We start from the raw sequence: 14,233 nt of genomic DNA on the forward strand, positions 1-14,233 counted from the left end.
ATTTCGTTGATGATCTGGAGCTAATGTGATGCCAGTCGATTTTGCATTTAATCAGTCAGAACTTGAGACGTCGTTCAAAGATGTTGCGGCATTTTTTGACCGAACCTACAACGCGGGCAAGCGTGGGCAAGCTCACACCTATGTGATGCTCTACGCAGCGGCCGAAGCGCGTCAAAAGGGGCACGGCGTTGAGGTGCTCGGCATGCTGAAGAAGGCGATGGAGGGATACGGGAAGGCGGGGGAAATAGACCCACTTTTTCGACGCCAATTCCGGGCCCCCGCGGAGCGTCAAGAGGATATGAACAGGATTGGACGTGAGCTGTGCTCGGTCTTTGAGGCGCAGGCGGCGTACGACTCGAAGTTCAAGGAGGCTCCGATGGCGAAACTACAGACGAAGACCGGGACAGACATTCTCAGGGCGATGACGTCGGACCGGATGGAACTGACTTTTGAGACCTTCGGAATCGATGCTGCCGGATGGACCCCAGTGCGCGATCGTGGCCAGCATTCGATCTATCTTGAGCGGCAAGCGTCGTCGGCAACTGACGCGCCGCGATACACCATATTCGATCCAGACTTCGCGCCCATTCAAAACCTGAGCTTGGCCGATGCGGGGAAGTGGCTTGTTGAGCGTCAGCGCGGGATGAATGTCAAATTGATCACCGAAGCGCCACAGACTCCGTACTACAGGTTCTTTGCGATGGACCTGCGCGACATCTCGAAGCCACCGGAATCCGAACCGCTTCAGGATGGCTGGCGTCGCATGGACCAACTGTGCGGCAGCTTCGCGGCGCCGAGCCCGACCTATGACATCTTTCGATCGGCGGAGTCCTTCACGCCTTCCACGGGGGTACGCATAACGATTGACTATCTCGGCAAGCTCAAGGATGGCGTCCCGCATCTCAGCGCGAACGCCACCATCGTGGAAAACGGTAAGCGGGATCAACAGCTGACGTATGGTGACGATGCCAACTTCGCCAGCAAGACGGAGTTCCTGAAAACGGTGTTCAAAGATGCCGGGGTGGCGCCGACGAAGTTGCCGGATGAGGCACCCTTCACGCCGATGATGGTCGCCGCTGCCAAGGCAGCGAACCTGCTGCACTCAGTGAGTGCCCTGCCGGCAAGTCGCGACGGGGCTGACAAGATCACGCAGGCGATGGCGTTGCCATCAGCATCGGTTTCGCTAGCCGTGCCGCACTGACATCGTTTGACGCGGCTCTCTCGCCGGGTCATTTCTGTGACCTGCAATTGCGGCGGACTTCGTAGCAACGGTCCGCCGCTTTACTTACCTCACACCGTCAGGCAGCCAACCGTTGCGGCGCAGCGCTGCCGACTCGCGACAGCGTAGGTGCCTGCGCCACACGCGGCTCATCGCGCAGACGGAAGAGCGCTACCGTCTCGGCAAGCATGCGCGCCTGCTCGCTGAGCATCGCTGAGGCCGCTGCCGATTCTTCGACCAGCGCGGCGTTCTGCTGCGTAGCTTGATCCATCTCCGACACCGAGCGGTCGATTTGGCTGATGCCGGTGCTCTGCTCGGTCATGGCGCCGTGGATCTCGCTCACCAGACGCTGCACGCGCGTGATGCCGTTCACGATCTCGTTCATCGTGTTGCCGGCCGCCTGAACGCGCTCGGTGCCGCTCTTCACGTTCTGCACCGAGGTTTCGATCAGCGCCTTGATTTCCTGCGCGGCCGCCGCACTGCGTTGGGCCAGCGTGCGCACTTCCCCAGCCACCACCGCAAAGCCCCGGCCCTGCTCGCCCGCACGGGCCGCTTCCACGGCGGCGTTCAACGCCAGAATGTTCGTCTGGAAGGCAATGCCGTCGATCACGCCGATGATTTCCGTAATGCGCTGCGACGATTGCGTGATCGCGCCCATCGTCGTCACGGCGTCAGTGACCACCTGACCGCCGCGTGCCGCCGCGGCGCTGGCGTCGTTGGCGAGGCGCGTGGCGTGCTCGGCGGTGTCGGCCGTCTGCTTCACGCTGGAGGTGAGTTCGGTCAATGCGGAAGACGTTTCCTGCAACGACCCCGCCGATTGCTCGGTGCGTTGCGACAGATCGCGGTTGCCCATCTCGATTTCGCTCGTGGCAGACGTCATCGAGGCGACACCGGAGCGCACGTCGAGCATCACGGAACTGATCTTGTCGACGAACGCGTTGAACGACTTCGAGATCTGCGCCACTTCGTCATGACCCTCCACGTTCAGTCGCTGCGTCATGTCGCCGTCGCCCGAGCCGATGGTGTCCATTGCGTCGCGCACGATCGATAGGCGCTTGAACGCGCGCGACGTGAAAAGCGATGCAATGACCAGCGCAATCAACGTGAGCACGACCAGCGTAATGACGGTGGCGCCCAGCACGTGGGTCAGACCGGCGGTGGCTTCGGCACGGTCGAGTGCGACGACCAGATACCAGTCAGTGCCGGGGATGCGCTTGGCCTTGAGCAGCTTCGGGGCGCCGGAGAGCGTCATTTCCACCGGCTTGGCATCGTCACCGGCCATACCGGCCAGCGAGTCGGCGGTGAGCGTGGCGGCCACGTCGGTCGACGGCTTGAGCGAGAATTTGCTGTCCGGGTGCGCGATTACCTGACCGTCGCTCGCTACCACCAGCGCCAGACTAGACGGCGTCGGATGCACCGCTTTGATGATGTCCTGCACACCCGTGAGTGCCACCGCACCGCTCACGACACCGGTGATCTGCCCGTCGCGCAAAATCGGCGTGGTGAAGGCGACATACGGGATGCCCGTCGACGAATCGCCGTACGGTTTGGTGACCACCAGCTTGCCGGCGGCTACGGCGCTCTTGTACCAGGGGCGTGCCGTCGGGTCGTAATCGGGCTGCGTGACGGCGGTGGAGAAGAACGTCTTGTCCGACCAGCCGACGCTGGTGATCGGGAAATCGTTGGTCTTGCCAAGCAGCTTGACGAGACCGCCGGGGTCGCCCTTTTCCACGACTTGCGCGGTGGCGTTCACGGCGGTCGCCTTATCGGTGGACCAGCGCTCGATGGTGCTCGCGTTGCCGTTAGCCACGGCCGCGAGGGTGTGAGCGATGCTCGACATCATGCTGTCGCGGACAATCACGTAGGTCGTGATGCCAGACAGAATCAGGGCGCCGACCACCGTCAGGCAGGTGATCAGCAGAATCCGGGTTCGCAACGAAGTGACTTTCATAAGCTGCCGTCGATTGGCTCGCGCGCGAGCCGTTGAGAGAGGGGAACCGCCGCGACGGGCACTGGCCCTCGCTGACGCACTCAAACACTACTGGTCTACTCTCTCGGCTTACGGCGCAATCGGGTGACAACTTTAATGAGCGCACCTCAATGTGCGCGAGGCCCGGCTCAATGGGCCTGATAAAGCTTTCCGATGCTTACATCGATGGCACCCCACGGCACCTCACGGCACCGCGACGGTGCATGCTATGCGGCCGGTCGAATGACTCGCCACCACAGCGGCATCATGACAAGACTGACCAAGGCGGCTAGCGCGAGCGCCGCGCGCAGGCCCGCCTCAAACGGGTGCAGGGCCGCCAGCAGCGAGCCGAAGGTGGCGACGCCAAGGGCTGCGCCCGCCTGACGCGCCGTATTGAGCACCGCCGCGGCGACACCGGCGCGGGCCGCGGGGACCGTTTCCAATGCGGGTGCGGTTGCGATAGGCGAAACAACGCCAGACGCCAGACCGATCGCCAGCATTGGCAGGATTGCGAAGCCATAGGGCATATCGTTCGTCACGAACCCCAACCCGAGCGCTCCCGCCGCATAACCGCCAAAGGCCGCGATCATCGGCCAGACCGGGCCGAACCTCGCCGCGATTCGCCCGGCCAACAAACTGCCTGCCGCCACCATGACGGTCATCGGCAGTAGGGCCACGCCGGTTTGCAGTGGCGAATAATCGCGCGCCTGTTGAAAGTGCAGGCTGACGACGAACAGCAGACCGTAGAAGACGAAGGCAGAGGCCATCGACGCGCATGTCGAACCCGAGAAGACGCCATGGCGAAACAAGCCCAACGGCAACATCGGGTGCGCATGGACCGTTTCGATGCGTAACAACGCGGCCCACGCGAGGCATGTCGTGATGGCAGCGGCGACGATGACGGGCGACGTCCAGCCGAGGGTGTGTCCTTCGATCAGCACACCGACCAGCGTGCCAAGCGCCACGATGCCGCAGACGAGCCCCAGCAGGTCGACAGGTGCGCGCGTACCGGGCTTGGCGGCGCCTCGATCTTCCGCAATGCGCCACGCCATCACCATCCCGGCGAGGCAGATCGGGACATTCACGAAGAAGACACTGCGCCAGTCAAACCAATGGATCAACACGCCGCCCACGAGCGGACCGGCAGCCATCGCGATGCCACCGAGCCCGACCCATCGCCCGATGGCGCGCGCCCGGGCTTGCGGGTCTGGGGTAGCGTCGCGAATGAGCTTGAGCGAGCAGGGCACCAGCAGTGCCGCGCCGATGCCTTGCGCCGCGCGTGCGGCAATCAGCAAGTCAGTCGACCCCGCCAGCGCACACGCGAGCGACGCGAGCATGAAGAGCCCGAGCCCCGCGAGATAAACACGTCGCGCACCCCATCGGTCGCCCAGCGTGCCCCCGGTGAGCAGCAGGCTGGCGAACATCAACGTGTAAGCGTTGACCACCCACTGGAGTCCTGCCATCTGCACGTCGAACGCGACGCTCAACCGTTCAAGCGCAACGTTGACGATGGAGGTGTCGAGCAAGACCACGACGTAGCTGATGCAAGTCGCTGCTAGTACCCGGCGGCGCGCGGTGTTGGCTGCGTTGTCGGTGTCGGTGCGATCGGCGTCACCGATGTCGTCGGCGGCGGGAAGGGATGTGGCGTGTTCGATGCCGACACTGTCGGCGAGAGGCAACTCGCGATGCGCACGCATGACCGGCGTTCCTGTGAGGATGATGGCCGGAGTCTACGGGCGCGCGAGCGCGGGATGTTTCTACGCGTCGTGAAGTGTCGACGTCATTCGCGCGGCGTCTTGCTACGGGGCTTGTCGTCACCGGCATTGCGGTCGCTGCCACCGGTATCGTCCTCGCCGACGATCGGTGAATCGGTGTCGACGCGACCATCGCGCAGGGCCTTTCGTGCGGCTTCAGCGAGCGCTTCGTAGCGATTGCGAAAGCGCACCAACTCCTTTTCGTCGAGTTCTTCCAGATCGAGCAGCGCGTTGTGAGCCCCCTCCATGGCGCGGATCAATTCGTCGAGCTTGATCTGCATGGCGGCGGTATCGCGGTTTTGCGTGTTCTGGATCAGGAAGACCATCAGGAACGTGACGATCGTGGTCGAGGTGTTGATCACGAGTTGCCACGTATCGCTGTAATCGAAGAGCGGCCCGGTGACGGCCCACGCGACGACGAGCCCGGCCGCCAGCACGAAGGATGCCGGCCGGCCGGTCACCGAGGAAAGGTAGCTCGAAAACTTCGAAAACCACTTGTCACCCATGACCATCTCCCGAGAACGGATCGATGGCGCGATGATGGCACAGTCGCCGGCTACGCGGGCGTTGCTACGCCCGGTGCATTCAGCGCGGCTTCGCTGCTTCGGATGCGGTGAAGTCGGCGAAGCTGACCGTTCTTGCGCCACACGCTTCGGTGAGTTCGGGATCGTGACTGGAGAAGAACACGCAGCGGTCTTTGCCGAGCGTGGTGAGCAGGTCGATCAACACGGCACGCGCGGCGGCATCTAGGCCGTTGCCCGGCTCGTCGGCGACGATCACGCGCGGGGCACCCAGCAGTGTCGCGCTCAGAAAGAATTTGCGGCGCGTGCCCAGCGACATCTGCTCGAAGCGCTTTTCCATATGCGGCGCGAGCCCGAAGCGGTTGGCCAGATCCAGCACGCTGTCATCGACGCTCACCTTCTTCTCGGCCGCCACCATGTCGAGGAAGGCACGACCGGTCTGAAACGGATAGGCGAGACAGTCGTCGGGCACGTAAGCCAGTGCGGATTTTGCGGCGAGCGGCGCGTCGCGCAGCGAGTGAGCGTCGAGCCAGATGTCGCCTGCGTCGGCATCGATCGTTCCGGCGAGAATGCCGAGCAACGTCGACTTGCCGCTGCCGTTTTCATCGCTCAATGCGACGCATCCGGTGCCTGCGCGAAAGTGCAGATTTTCGAAGAGCGTGCGGCTGCCGAAGCGTTTGGTGAGATGTTCGAAACGAAGCATGGAGGAGCCGGTGAGCAGATCAGGGAACAAGTCAGGGAACAAGGCAGCGCCACGCGACAGTGACCCAGAGCGCGGCGAGTGTGGCGCCGAGCAGCACCGATTGCTGTGGGACGTAGCGTTGCGGGAGTCGTAGCAAGGCAACCAACGGCACGCCACTGGCGACGACGGTCAGCGCCTGAACGATGGAGATTGCACCGTTGAGGGTCAGGAAAGCCGGGCCGAGCGCGACGAATGGCAGGCCAAGTACCGCGATGGTCGTCATGTCGGCGACCATCTGTGTGAATTGCTTGCGGGGCAGCGAATGCATGAAGTGGGCCGCGCGCTGATGGGCGGCGCTCAACTCGCGATAGTGCATCGACGCCACCAGCAGGATGATCGCCTGCGAAATCAATACCAGCGGCAGCACTCGCTTGTCGAAATCCCACAGTGCGGTGAGATAAGCGGTGACGCCGACGGTCGCACCCATCAGAAGAAAGCGGCCAAACACCGTGCTGGAATGATGACGAAGGATGCCGATTTGCAGCCGCGCGATGGGGGCAAGCCAACCCTGTGAGCTTCCTGTCAGTGCATTGACGGAAAGCGCAGGCGGCTTGCGATGCGAACTTTGCATGGGTGACGTGCGCACGAGCGCCCACACGGCGATCAGCAGCGCACCGGTCAGCCCCGCATAGGCGGAGGCCCCCGTGAAGCGCAGTCCCGCGAGGAGCAAGAGATTGGCGGCGAACAGTGGCCACACGTATTGCCGCTTGCGATGCAATACCGCCAACTGCGCCGCCAGTGTGATGAGCGTCAGATCGAATACATACAGGTAATGCGTGCCGGGATGCGTCGCAAGGGCGACGACGGCCGCCGCAACACTTAGCAGCAACGGCGTGCTGGCCAGTGCCAGTACCGCGAGATCGACACCGCGCTCGCGCCATCCGGGAATCGGCAACGACCGGAAGAACGCCGCGAACTTGCCACCCGCAATCGCCCGGCGCTGCGCCAGCACCCACAGCATGCCGATGCCTTCGAGCGCATGTATCCACAGAAACTGCCACTCGATGCCGCGCGTCGGCGACAGCGGTGCCAGTACCGGCGCGCCGAGAATGCGCGCTTGCGCGAAAACGGGCATCGACGGCAGCAGTAGCATGGTCACGAGGCACAGCGCCTGCCAGTGCCGGAGCAGCACTCTCGACGTTTCGTGGGCGTACCAGCGCAAGCGAAGGATCAGCATGACAAGCGACGCGCGGCCGTGGGGATGCGGGTCATTTCAGATAGGTCTTGATGACGTGCAGCATCGGGGCCATTTCGGTCTCCCGCTGCGCCTGATCGGGTTCGTTGACCAGATGGTCGACGAGGTGGCCTTCGATGACGGCCGCCATCAGTCCGTTGACCGCGCCGCGAATGGCCGCGATCTGTTGCAGGATTTCGACACAGTCGCCCTCCTGATCCAGTTGGCGCTCAAGCGCCTGCGCCTGCCCCTGGATGCGGCGAACCCGTGCCAACAGCTTGTTCTTGTCTCGAATCGTATGCACGTCTGACCGCGCTCCTGTAGATGCCGGGAAATCCGTGAAAAAAATGCTAACACAAATATACTGGTGGGGAGTATATTGGCGGCAGTCGCGAGTGACCGTTCCGGGTCACTTTCCGACCCGATTCGTTGAATAGCGACCGCGCTGTTCGATCTTCCCCGTCTGTTCGCGAGCTGTCTCATGACTGAATTCTCGACCCTCCTCCAGCAAGGCAATGCCTGGCTGTTCATTCCGAGCGCGATCCTGCTGGGTGCGCTGCACGGGCTTGAGCCCGGGCATTCCAAAACGATGATGGCGGCGTTTATCGTCGCGATTCGCGGCACGGTCGGGCAAGCGGTGTTGCTCGGGTTGTCGGCGACGGTGTCGCATACCGCCGTGGTGTGGCTGGTGGCGATGGCTGGCCTGTACTTCGGACGCGGCTGGGATGCCAACGCGACGGAGCCGTATTTCCAGTTGGCGTCGGCGGTACTGATCGTGCTGATCGCGTGCTGGATGCTGTGGCGCACGTGGCGCGATAACGCCCGCGCCCGCGCACACAATGCTGGCCACGATCACGATCACGATCACGATCACGATCACGATCACGATCACGATCACGATCACGACCATGACCATGACCATGACCATGACCATGACCACGCGCATCCGCATCCGCATCCGCACGGCCACGATCATGACCATGCACACGATCACGGTCATGAGCCCGGGCACGTCCACACCGGGCATGTGCAGCATCAGAACCTGAGTCGCGTCGCCCACAGCTATGCCCACACACAGCCCGCACAAGCGCGTGCAGCGCCGGGCATGGCAACGGCGGAATATCAGGACGCCCACGAACGGGCGCACGCCCGTGACATCGAGAAGCGCTTCGGCGATCGCAATGCCACTACCGGGCAGATCGTGATGTTCGGTGTGACGGGCGGTCTCGTGCCGTGCCCGGCGTCGATTACGGTGTTGCTGCTGTGTCTTCAGCTCAAGCGCTTCGTGCTGGGCGCCGGGCTCGTGTTGTGCTTCAGCATCGGGCTGGCCCTTACGATGGTCGTCTCTGGCGTGTTGGCGGCGCTGAGCGTGCGGCACGTGTCGCGACGCTGGAGCGGTTTCGGGGAATTCGCGAGAAAGGCGCCGTATTTCTCCGGCGCGCTGATTATTCTGGTCGGACTGTACGTCGGCTATCAGGGCGCATCGCACCTCTGGTTCAACGGCTGAGCTGGTAAATCCTCTGCGCCGATTGGTGCAACCGGCAAACAAATCCTGTGCGGCTCGGCGGCTGTTCGACGCCTTGCCGCGTCCCTAGACTGGAACCCTCGAATGTTTCTGTTAGAGGATTCCGCACATGACGCACCTTCTGCTTCGCACGCTCAAACTGGCCGCACTGGGCCTTTCTCTCGGTGCCGCGACCGCTGGCGCGGCACCCGCGTCTGATACCCCTGCGCACCCGACCATCCGCGCGATGCTCGGTGCCACGCCGGTAGACCATCTCGATCCGAAGCGAACGGCGCTCCTCGTGATCGATTTTCAGAACGAATATTTCACCGGGCGCATGCCGATTCCCGATGGCGCCCGCGCGATGCAAAACGCCAAGCAACTCATCGCGTTTGCCGACGAGGCGAAGATTCCCGTGTACCAAATTCAACACGTCGCCCCCGCTGGCGCGGCTGTTTTTGCGAAAGACGGTGCAACGGTCGCGTTCGTGCCGGGGATGACACCGCGCGCGCACGACACGGTGTTGCAGAAGACCACGGTCAGCGTGTTTGCCAGCACCGACCTCGACAAACGGCTCAAGGCGCAGGGCATCGACACGCTCGTCATCGCCGGTCTGATGACGCATGCCTGCGTGGCCGGCGCAGCGCGCGATGCCGTGCCGTTGGGCTATACCGTCGTGGTAGCATCGGACGCCACCGCCACCCGGGACATCGTGCGCACCGACGGTACGAAAGTGTCTAGCGACGCGTTGCACCGCGCGGCACTCGCCGAAATCGAAGACACGTTCGGCGACGTGATGACCACCGACAACATTCGCCGTCTGCCGCTGCGTTGACGGCGGCCCCGTTCCCCGTTCTGACTTGCTCACGACATCCGTCATGGATCAACTGCTGGCAATGCGCATCTTTTGCACGATCGTCGACGCCAAGGGGTTTTCGGCGGCGGCGGAGGTGCTCGGTATGTCGCATTCCAGCGTGTCGCGGCAGTTGAAGCAGACTGAGGCGGCGTTGGGCGTGCAACTGCTCAATCGCACCACGCGGGGTTTCACGCTGACTAGTGCCGGGGAGCGCTATCACCGGCATTGCCTCGATATCCTGTCGCGCGTCGATGCCATGACGCATGCCATGTCGGGCGAGCGCGAACAGGTGAGTGGTGCGTTGCGTGTGACGGTGCCGTTAGCCATCGGCACGTTGGAGCTGGCCGATTGGCTGCCGGCTTTTCAATCGCAATATCCCGATATCGCGCTGACGCTGTCATGCAGCGATCAATTCGTGGACCTCGTCGCGGAGCGCTTTGATGTCGCATTGCGCATCAGCGCTGCGCCATTGGCGGATAGCAGTCTGATGGCGAAGTTGCTGACGACGTCGGATACCGTTCTCGTTGCCTCGCCGGCGTATCTCGCCCAACACGGCTTACCGTCGGTGCCCGCAGATCTGGTGAACCATCGACGCCTCGCGTCCGTGCGACCGGGCCAAGCGGCCGAGTGGTCGATCACCGACGCCGCGGGCGAGCCGCATCGTGTGCCGGTGGCAGGTGGATTCACCAGTGACGCGATTCCTGCGCTGTTTTCTGCGGCGCTCGCCGGCGCGGGTATCGCCGCATTCACCGAGCGTACGGTGCGAACCGAACTCGCACGAGGCACGCTCGTCCGGGTGCTGCCACAGTACCGCATGGGGGTGCATCACTACTACGCGCTGTATCCGCGTACGCGCCACGTCAACCCGCGAGCGCGCGCGTTCATCGACTTCATGGCTGTGCACTACGGCCGTCGCTAAAGGCAACCCTGCGCACCCGGCGGCTATGCCAGAATTAAAGCGTTGCCTGACCGGCACCGTTTGAGCGAGGCATCTTCCCATGACGGATTTCCACGACATTGCACCGGAAAGCACGGCCGCGCGCGTTGCGCTGTGGCGTGCCCTTCACCGCGAAATCGACGCCGCCCCGCCCGTGCTCGACGACGCTATCGGCCTGAAATTGCTTGACCCGCCCGACGACTGGCGCGAGCGGGGCGACATGAACCCGGCGTTCACCCGCCCGTTTCGCGCGTCCATCGTGGCCAGAGCCCGATTCATCGAAGACCTTGTCGTGAGCGAAGCGCAACGCGGGGTGCAGCAATATGTGATTCTCGGTGCCGGGCTCGACAGCTTTGCGCAACGGCATCCCGATGTGGCGAAGCACCTGACGATCTTCGAAGTGGACCGTCCGGGGCCGCAGCAATGGAAGCGCAACCGGCTCATCGCACTCGGCTATGGCGTGCCCGACACGCTAAGGTTCGTGCCCGTGGACTTCGAGGCAGGTCAGTCGTGGCGTGACGCGCTGCTGCCCCAAGGCTTCGACGCCGACAAGCCCGCTGTCGTCGTCTCGACCGGCGTGAGCATGTATCTCACGCGTGATGCCAACGCGGCGACGCTGCGCGAGGTGGCGGCGTTTGCGCCGGGCTCCACGTTTGCCATGACCTTTTTGTGGCCGCTGGCGATGGCGGATGCCGACGTGCGTCCCGGGCTGGAAATGGCGGAGAAAGGCGCGCGCGCCAGCGGCACCCCGTTCATCAGCTTCTTCCGGCCGGACGAGATGATGGCGCTGGCGATGGAGAATGGCTTCAAGGGGGCGCAGCACGTCAGTGCGCAAAGCCTGACAGAACGCTATTTTGCGCATCGTAGCGACGGGTTGCGTCCGCCCGGGAATGCCGAAGACCTGTTGGTCGCGACGACCTGACTGACCTGATCGAGCGGATGAACGCAGCGCGCATTCTGATCGGCGAAACCGGCACTATCGCGCTATGCTTCGCGCGGCGGCAGTCCATGCCGTCACCGCTCTAAGCCCATCACCGGAGTTTTCGCATGACGTTGACCGAGCTGCTTGTCCCCACGCTGTCGCAGATGCTGCGCGCGTTGTCTAACTGGCTGGATAAGGCCGCAGAATACGAACGCTCAGCGGGCAAAGACCCCAACGCACTGATGACGTTGCGTCTCGCCCCCGACATGTATCCGCTCGCCGCCCAAGTGCGCTTCGTGAGCTATCAGGCGATGGAGCCGGCCTATCGGCTGCGCGGCGAAGCCGTGGCCGAGTCGGCGCTCGATGTGCAGCGCGAAGGCTGGAACGCCAACCAGAAGCCGGGCACGTTCGATGACGCGAAGGCTTGCCTTGCCCGCTCACTCGCGTTTCTCGACGCCCTGCCCCCGGGCGCACTCGACGCGGGCAAAAATCTCACCGTGTCACTCGCGCTGCCTAACGGCGTCGTCTTCGACATGACCGGCGATCAGTACGCACGCGACTGGCTGCTCGCCCAGTTCTACTTCCATATCAACACCGCTTACGGCATCTTGCGTCACCACGGCGTGGAACTCGGCAAGGCCGACTACGTGCCGCATGTGCTGGCTTATCTGCGTCCGGGCACGGCACCGCAGGCATAAGCATCGCCCACGACCCGCTCACGCCACGCGCGCCTCACCGCCCATTACTCTCCGATAAGAAACGGCGGCCCGAAGCGCGTGGCGATGTGTTCGGTCGACTCGAACAGCTCACGAAGCACCTGACTCGTGCACGTGGGCTGCACATACAGATAGAACGCCACATCCGGTAGCCGAGGCAGACCGTCGGCCTCCGAGAGCACGCGCATATTCGCGTCGAGCAACTCGGTGGTGCGCGCGGTCACGCCAAGGCCCGCACTGATCGCAGCCTTGATGCCGGTGAGCGTGGGCGAATGGAAACTGGTTCGCCACGCAATACCGGCGGCATTGAGCCGCTCGATGGAAAGCCGCCGGAACAGGCTCAATTCGTCCGCCATGACGAGCGGCACCGGCTCGGCGGCATTGAAGATGAAGTCGTCCGCGCAAATCCACACCATCGGGGACGTGCGCAACTTGATGCCCGGAAACCCCTCGTCATAGCGCGTCGAGATCGCCAGATCGAGTTCCTTGTCGCGCAACGCGTCCATCAGGTGCGGGCTGCGCCCGACGATGATTTCCAGTTGCAACTCGCCGGAGAGCTTCGACAACCGGCGCAGCATGCTCGGCAGTATCGAGTCGGCCACGTCGTGCGGCGAGCCGATGCGCAGCTTCTCTGCGGGCCCGCGCGTGTGCATGACCTGCACGGCCTGATCGTTGAGCGCGAGAATCTTGTTGGCATACGCCACCAGCCGCACGCCATCGGCGGTCATCGTCTTCTGACGCCCCTGTTTCTCAAACAGCGGGCAGCCCATTTCCTGTTCCAGCCGCTGCATCTGCTGCGTGATCGCCGACTGAGTGCGGCCGACGCGCGTGGCCGCTGCCGCAAAGGTTTCATGCTGGGCGATCGCGACGAAAGTGCGCAGTAGATCGATATCCAGATTTCGCATGTGGCTCCGTGCCGATACTTCAGAGTTGCTAATGTATCCGGGATAAAAATTAAATTGTTCTTGCAGATTTTGGTCGATAACCTGCGTAACACTCAAGCAATATTTATGTGACCGAGGGCAGATCACTCCCCCGCTAATGGATCCCCTCAAACGGTCCAACCCAAGGAGACTCAGGATCATGTGGCAACGACACCTTGCAGCCGCGCTGTTCGCGACACTCGCCATGACGGGCCTCGCGCACGCCGACCAACTGGCTGACATCAAGGCGCGCGGCACGCTCGTTTGCGGCACGCAGAACGCCAGCGAGCCGTACGCGTTTCCCGATGCCGCCACGCGCAAGATCGTCGGCTTCGACGTCGACGTGTGCAGCGCGATCGCCAAGGGTCTCGGTGTAAAGCTGGAACACCGTGCACTGTCGACCGATGCCCGTATCGCTGAGTTGAAGACGCGTCGTGTCGACGTGCTGGCCGCCGCCGTCGCGTGGATGCCCGCACGTGCCGCACAGGTCGACTTCAGCGACCAGTACTTCGTTGCCCCGATTCGCGTGCTGGTGCGCGCCGACTCTCCGATCCAGACGCTGGATCAACTCGCGGGCAAGAAGATCGCTGCCTCGGAAGGTTCCAGCTCGGCCGCTGTCTCGGTCACGCGCCTGCCCGACTCCAACCTGCTCACGTTCCACGACATCTCGTCGGCCTTCCTCGCGCTGCAACAAGGCAAGGTGGAAGGGCTCGTCGCCGGTCAACTGATCTTGTCGCGTTTTGCCAGCGAAGCGGCCGCCAAGGGCACGCCGCAGCAATATCGCCTGCTGACCAAGCCGGTCTACGAAGAGCGCTGGGGGGTGGTGACCAACAAGAACGAGCCGGCATTGATGGCGGCGGTCAACAAGATCCTGCTCGACTACGAGAAGACCAACGGCTTGCAGGACAGCTTCGACAAGTGGCTGGGCGCCAAGTCCGTCTACAAGTTCACGCGCGACTACAAGGTCGAGCCGATCAAAGTGCAGTAAGCGAGACG

14 protein-coding genes are annotated in these 14,233 nt (G+C 63.2%); 7 read left to right on the plus strand and 7 right to left on the minus strand.

Going from position 1 to position 14,233, the window contains the following annotated elements:
• Window positions 1–28 precede the first annotated feature (28 nt).
• Window positions 29–1,201, plus strand: coding sequence for a hypothetical protein (locus tag AT302_RS00190; protein WP_058376669.1), 1,173 nt, complete (start codon window positions 29–31; stop codon window positions 1,199–1,201).
• 97 nt (window positions 1,202–1,298) lie between these two features.
• Here AT302_RS00190 and AT302_RS00195 read toward each other — a convergent pair whose 3' ends face one another.
• The 6 genes from AT302_RS00195 to AT302_RS00220 all read right to left on the minus strand — a co-directional run bounded on the left by AT302_RS00195 (window position 1,299) and on the right by AT302_RS00220 (window position 7,683).
• A complete protein-coding gene (locus tag AT302_RS00195) occupies window positions 1,299–3,170 on the minus strand; it encodes a methyl-accepting chemotaxis protein (protein WP_058376670.1) in 1,872 nt (623 codons plus the stop codon).
• A gap of 245 nt (window positions 3,171–3,415) precedes the next feature.
• Complete coding sequence (locus tag AT302_RS00200) at window positions 3,416–4,885, minus strand: MFS transporter (RefSeq protein ID WP_084655945.1); 1,470 nt, start codon at window positions 4,883–4,885, stop codon at window positions 3,416–3,418.
• An 83-nt stretch (window positions 4,886–4,968) separates the two neighbouring features.
• Window positions 4,969–5,448: a low affinity iron permease family protein gene (locus AT302_RS00205; RefSeq protein ID WP_058376671.1), complete on the minus strand. Its 480-nt coding sequence runs from the start codon at window positions 5,446–5,448 to the stop codon at window positions 4,969–4,971.
• A 79-nt stretch (window positions 5,449–5,527) separates the two neighbouring features.
• On the minus strand, window positions 5,528–6,166 hold the full coding sequence (locus tag AT302_RS00210; protein WP_058379994.1) for an ABC transporter ATP-binding protein: 639 nt from the start codon (window positions 6,164–6,166) through the stop codon (window positions 5,528–5,530).
• A 31-nt stretch (window positions 6,167–6,197) separates the two neighbouring features.
• Window positions 6,198–7,382 carry a hypothetical protein gene (locus AT302_RS00215; protein WP_058376672.1) on the minus strand — a complete coding sequence of 395 codons (1,185 nt, stop codon included), beginning with the start codon at window positions 7,380–7,382 and terminating at the stop codon, window positions 6,198–6,200.
• Between the two features lie 31 nt (window positions 7,383–7,413).
• Window positions 7,414–7,683 (minus strand): metal/formaldehyde-sensitive transcriptional repressor, encoded by a 270-nt coding sequence (locus AT302_RS00220; protein ID WP_058376673.1) that lies wholly within the window; start codon window positions 7,681–7,683, stop codon window positions 7,414–7,416.
• A 177-nt stretch (window positions 7,684–7,860) separates the two neighbouring features.
• On the opposite strand from AT302_RS00220, the gene AT302_RS00225 reads away from it, so the two are divergent.
• The 5 genes from AT302_RS00225 to AT302_RS00245 all read left to right on the plus strand — a co-directional run bounded on the left by AT302_RS00225 (window position 7,861) and on the right by AT302_RS00245 (window position 12,296).
• On the plus strand, window positions 7,861–8,886 hold the full coding sequence (locus AT302_RS00225) for a nickel/cobalt efflux protein RcnA (RefSeq protein ID WP_058376674.1): 1,026 nt from the start codon (window positions 7,861–7,863) through the stop codon (window positions 8,884–8,886).
• Window positions 8,887–9,013: 127 nt separating this feature from the next.
• Window positions 9,014–9,718, plus strand: coding sequence for a cysteine hydrolase family protein (locus AT302_RS00230; RefSeq protein WP_058376675.1), 705 nt, complete (start codon window positions 9,014–9,016; stop codon window positions 9,716–9,718).
• Window positions 9,719–9,761: 43 nt separating this feature from the next.
• On the plus strand, window positions 9,762–10,658 hold the full coding sequence (locus AT302_RS00235) for a LysR family transcriptional regulator (RefSeq protein WP_058376676.1): 897 nt from the start codon (window positions 9,762–9,764) through the stop codon (window positions 10,656–10,658).
• Window positions 10,659–10,737: 79 nt separating this feature from the next.
• On the plus strand, window positions 10,738–11,598 hold the full coding sequence (locus AT302_RS00240) for a class I SAM-dependent methyltransferase (RefSeq protein WP_058376677.1): 861 nt from the start codon (window positions 10,738–10,740) through the stop codon (window positions 11,596–11,598).
• A gap of 125 nt (window positions 11,599–11,723) precedes the next feature.
• Window positions 11,724–12,296, plus strand: coding sequence for a DUF1993 domain-containing protein (locus AT302_RS00245; protein ID WP_058376678.1), 573 nt, complete (start codon window positions 11,724–11,726; stop codon window positions 12,294–12,296).
• Between the two features lie 44 nt (window positions 12,297–12,340).
• On the opposite strand, the gene AT302_RS00250 is transcribed toward AT302_RS00245, so the two are convergent.
• A complete protein-coding gene (locus AT302_RS00250; RefSeq protein ID WP_058376679.1) occupies window positions 12,341–13,219 on the minus strand; it encodes a LysR substrate-binding domain-containing protein in 879 nt (292 codons plus the stop codon).
• Window positions 13,220–13,397: 178 nt separating this feature from the next.
• On the opposite strand from AT302_RS00250, the gene AT302_RS00255 reads away from it, so the two are divergent.
• Window positions 13,398–14,225 (plus strand): transporter substrate-binding domain-containing protein, encoded by an 828-nt coding sequence (locus AT302_RS00255; protein WP_058376680.1) that lies wholly within the window; start codon window positions 13,398–13,400, stop codon window positions 14,223–14,225.
• Window positions 14,226–14,233: the final 8 nt, after the last annotated feature.

Origin of the sequence: Pandoraea norimbergensis, from assembly GCF_001465545.3 — a bacterium.
In the GTDB taxonomy this organism is placed as follows: Bacteria; Pseudomonadota; Gammaproteobacteria; order Burkholderiales; family Burkholderiaceae; genus Pandoraea; species Pandoraea norimbergensis.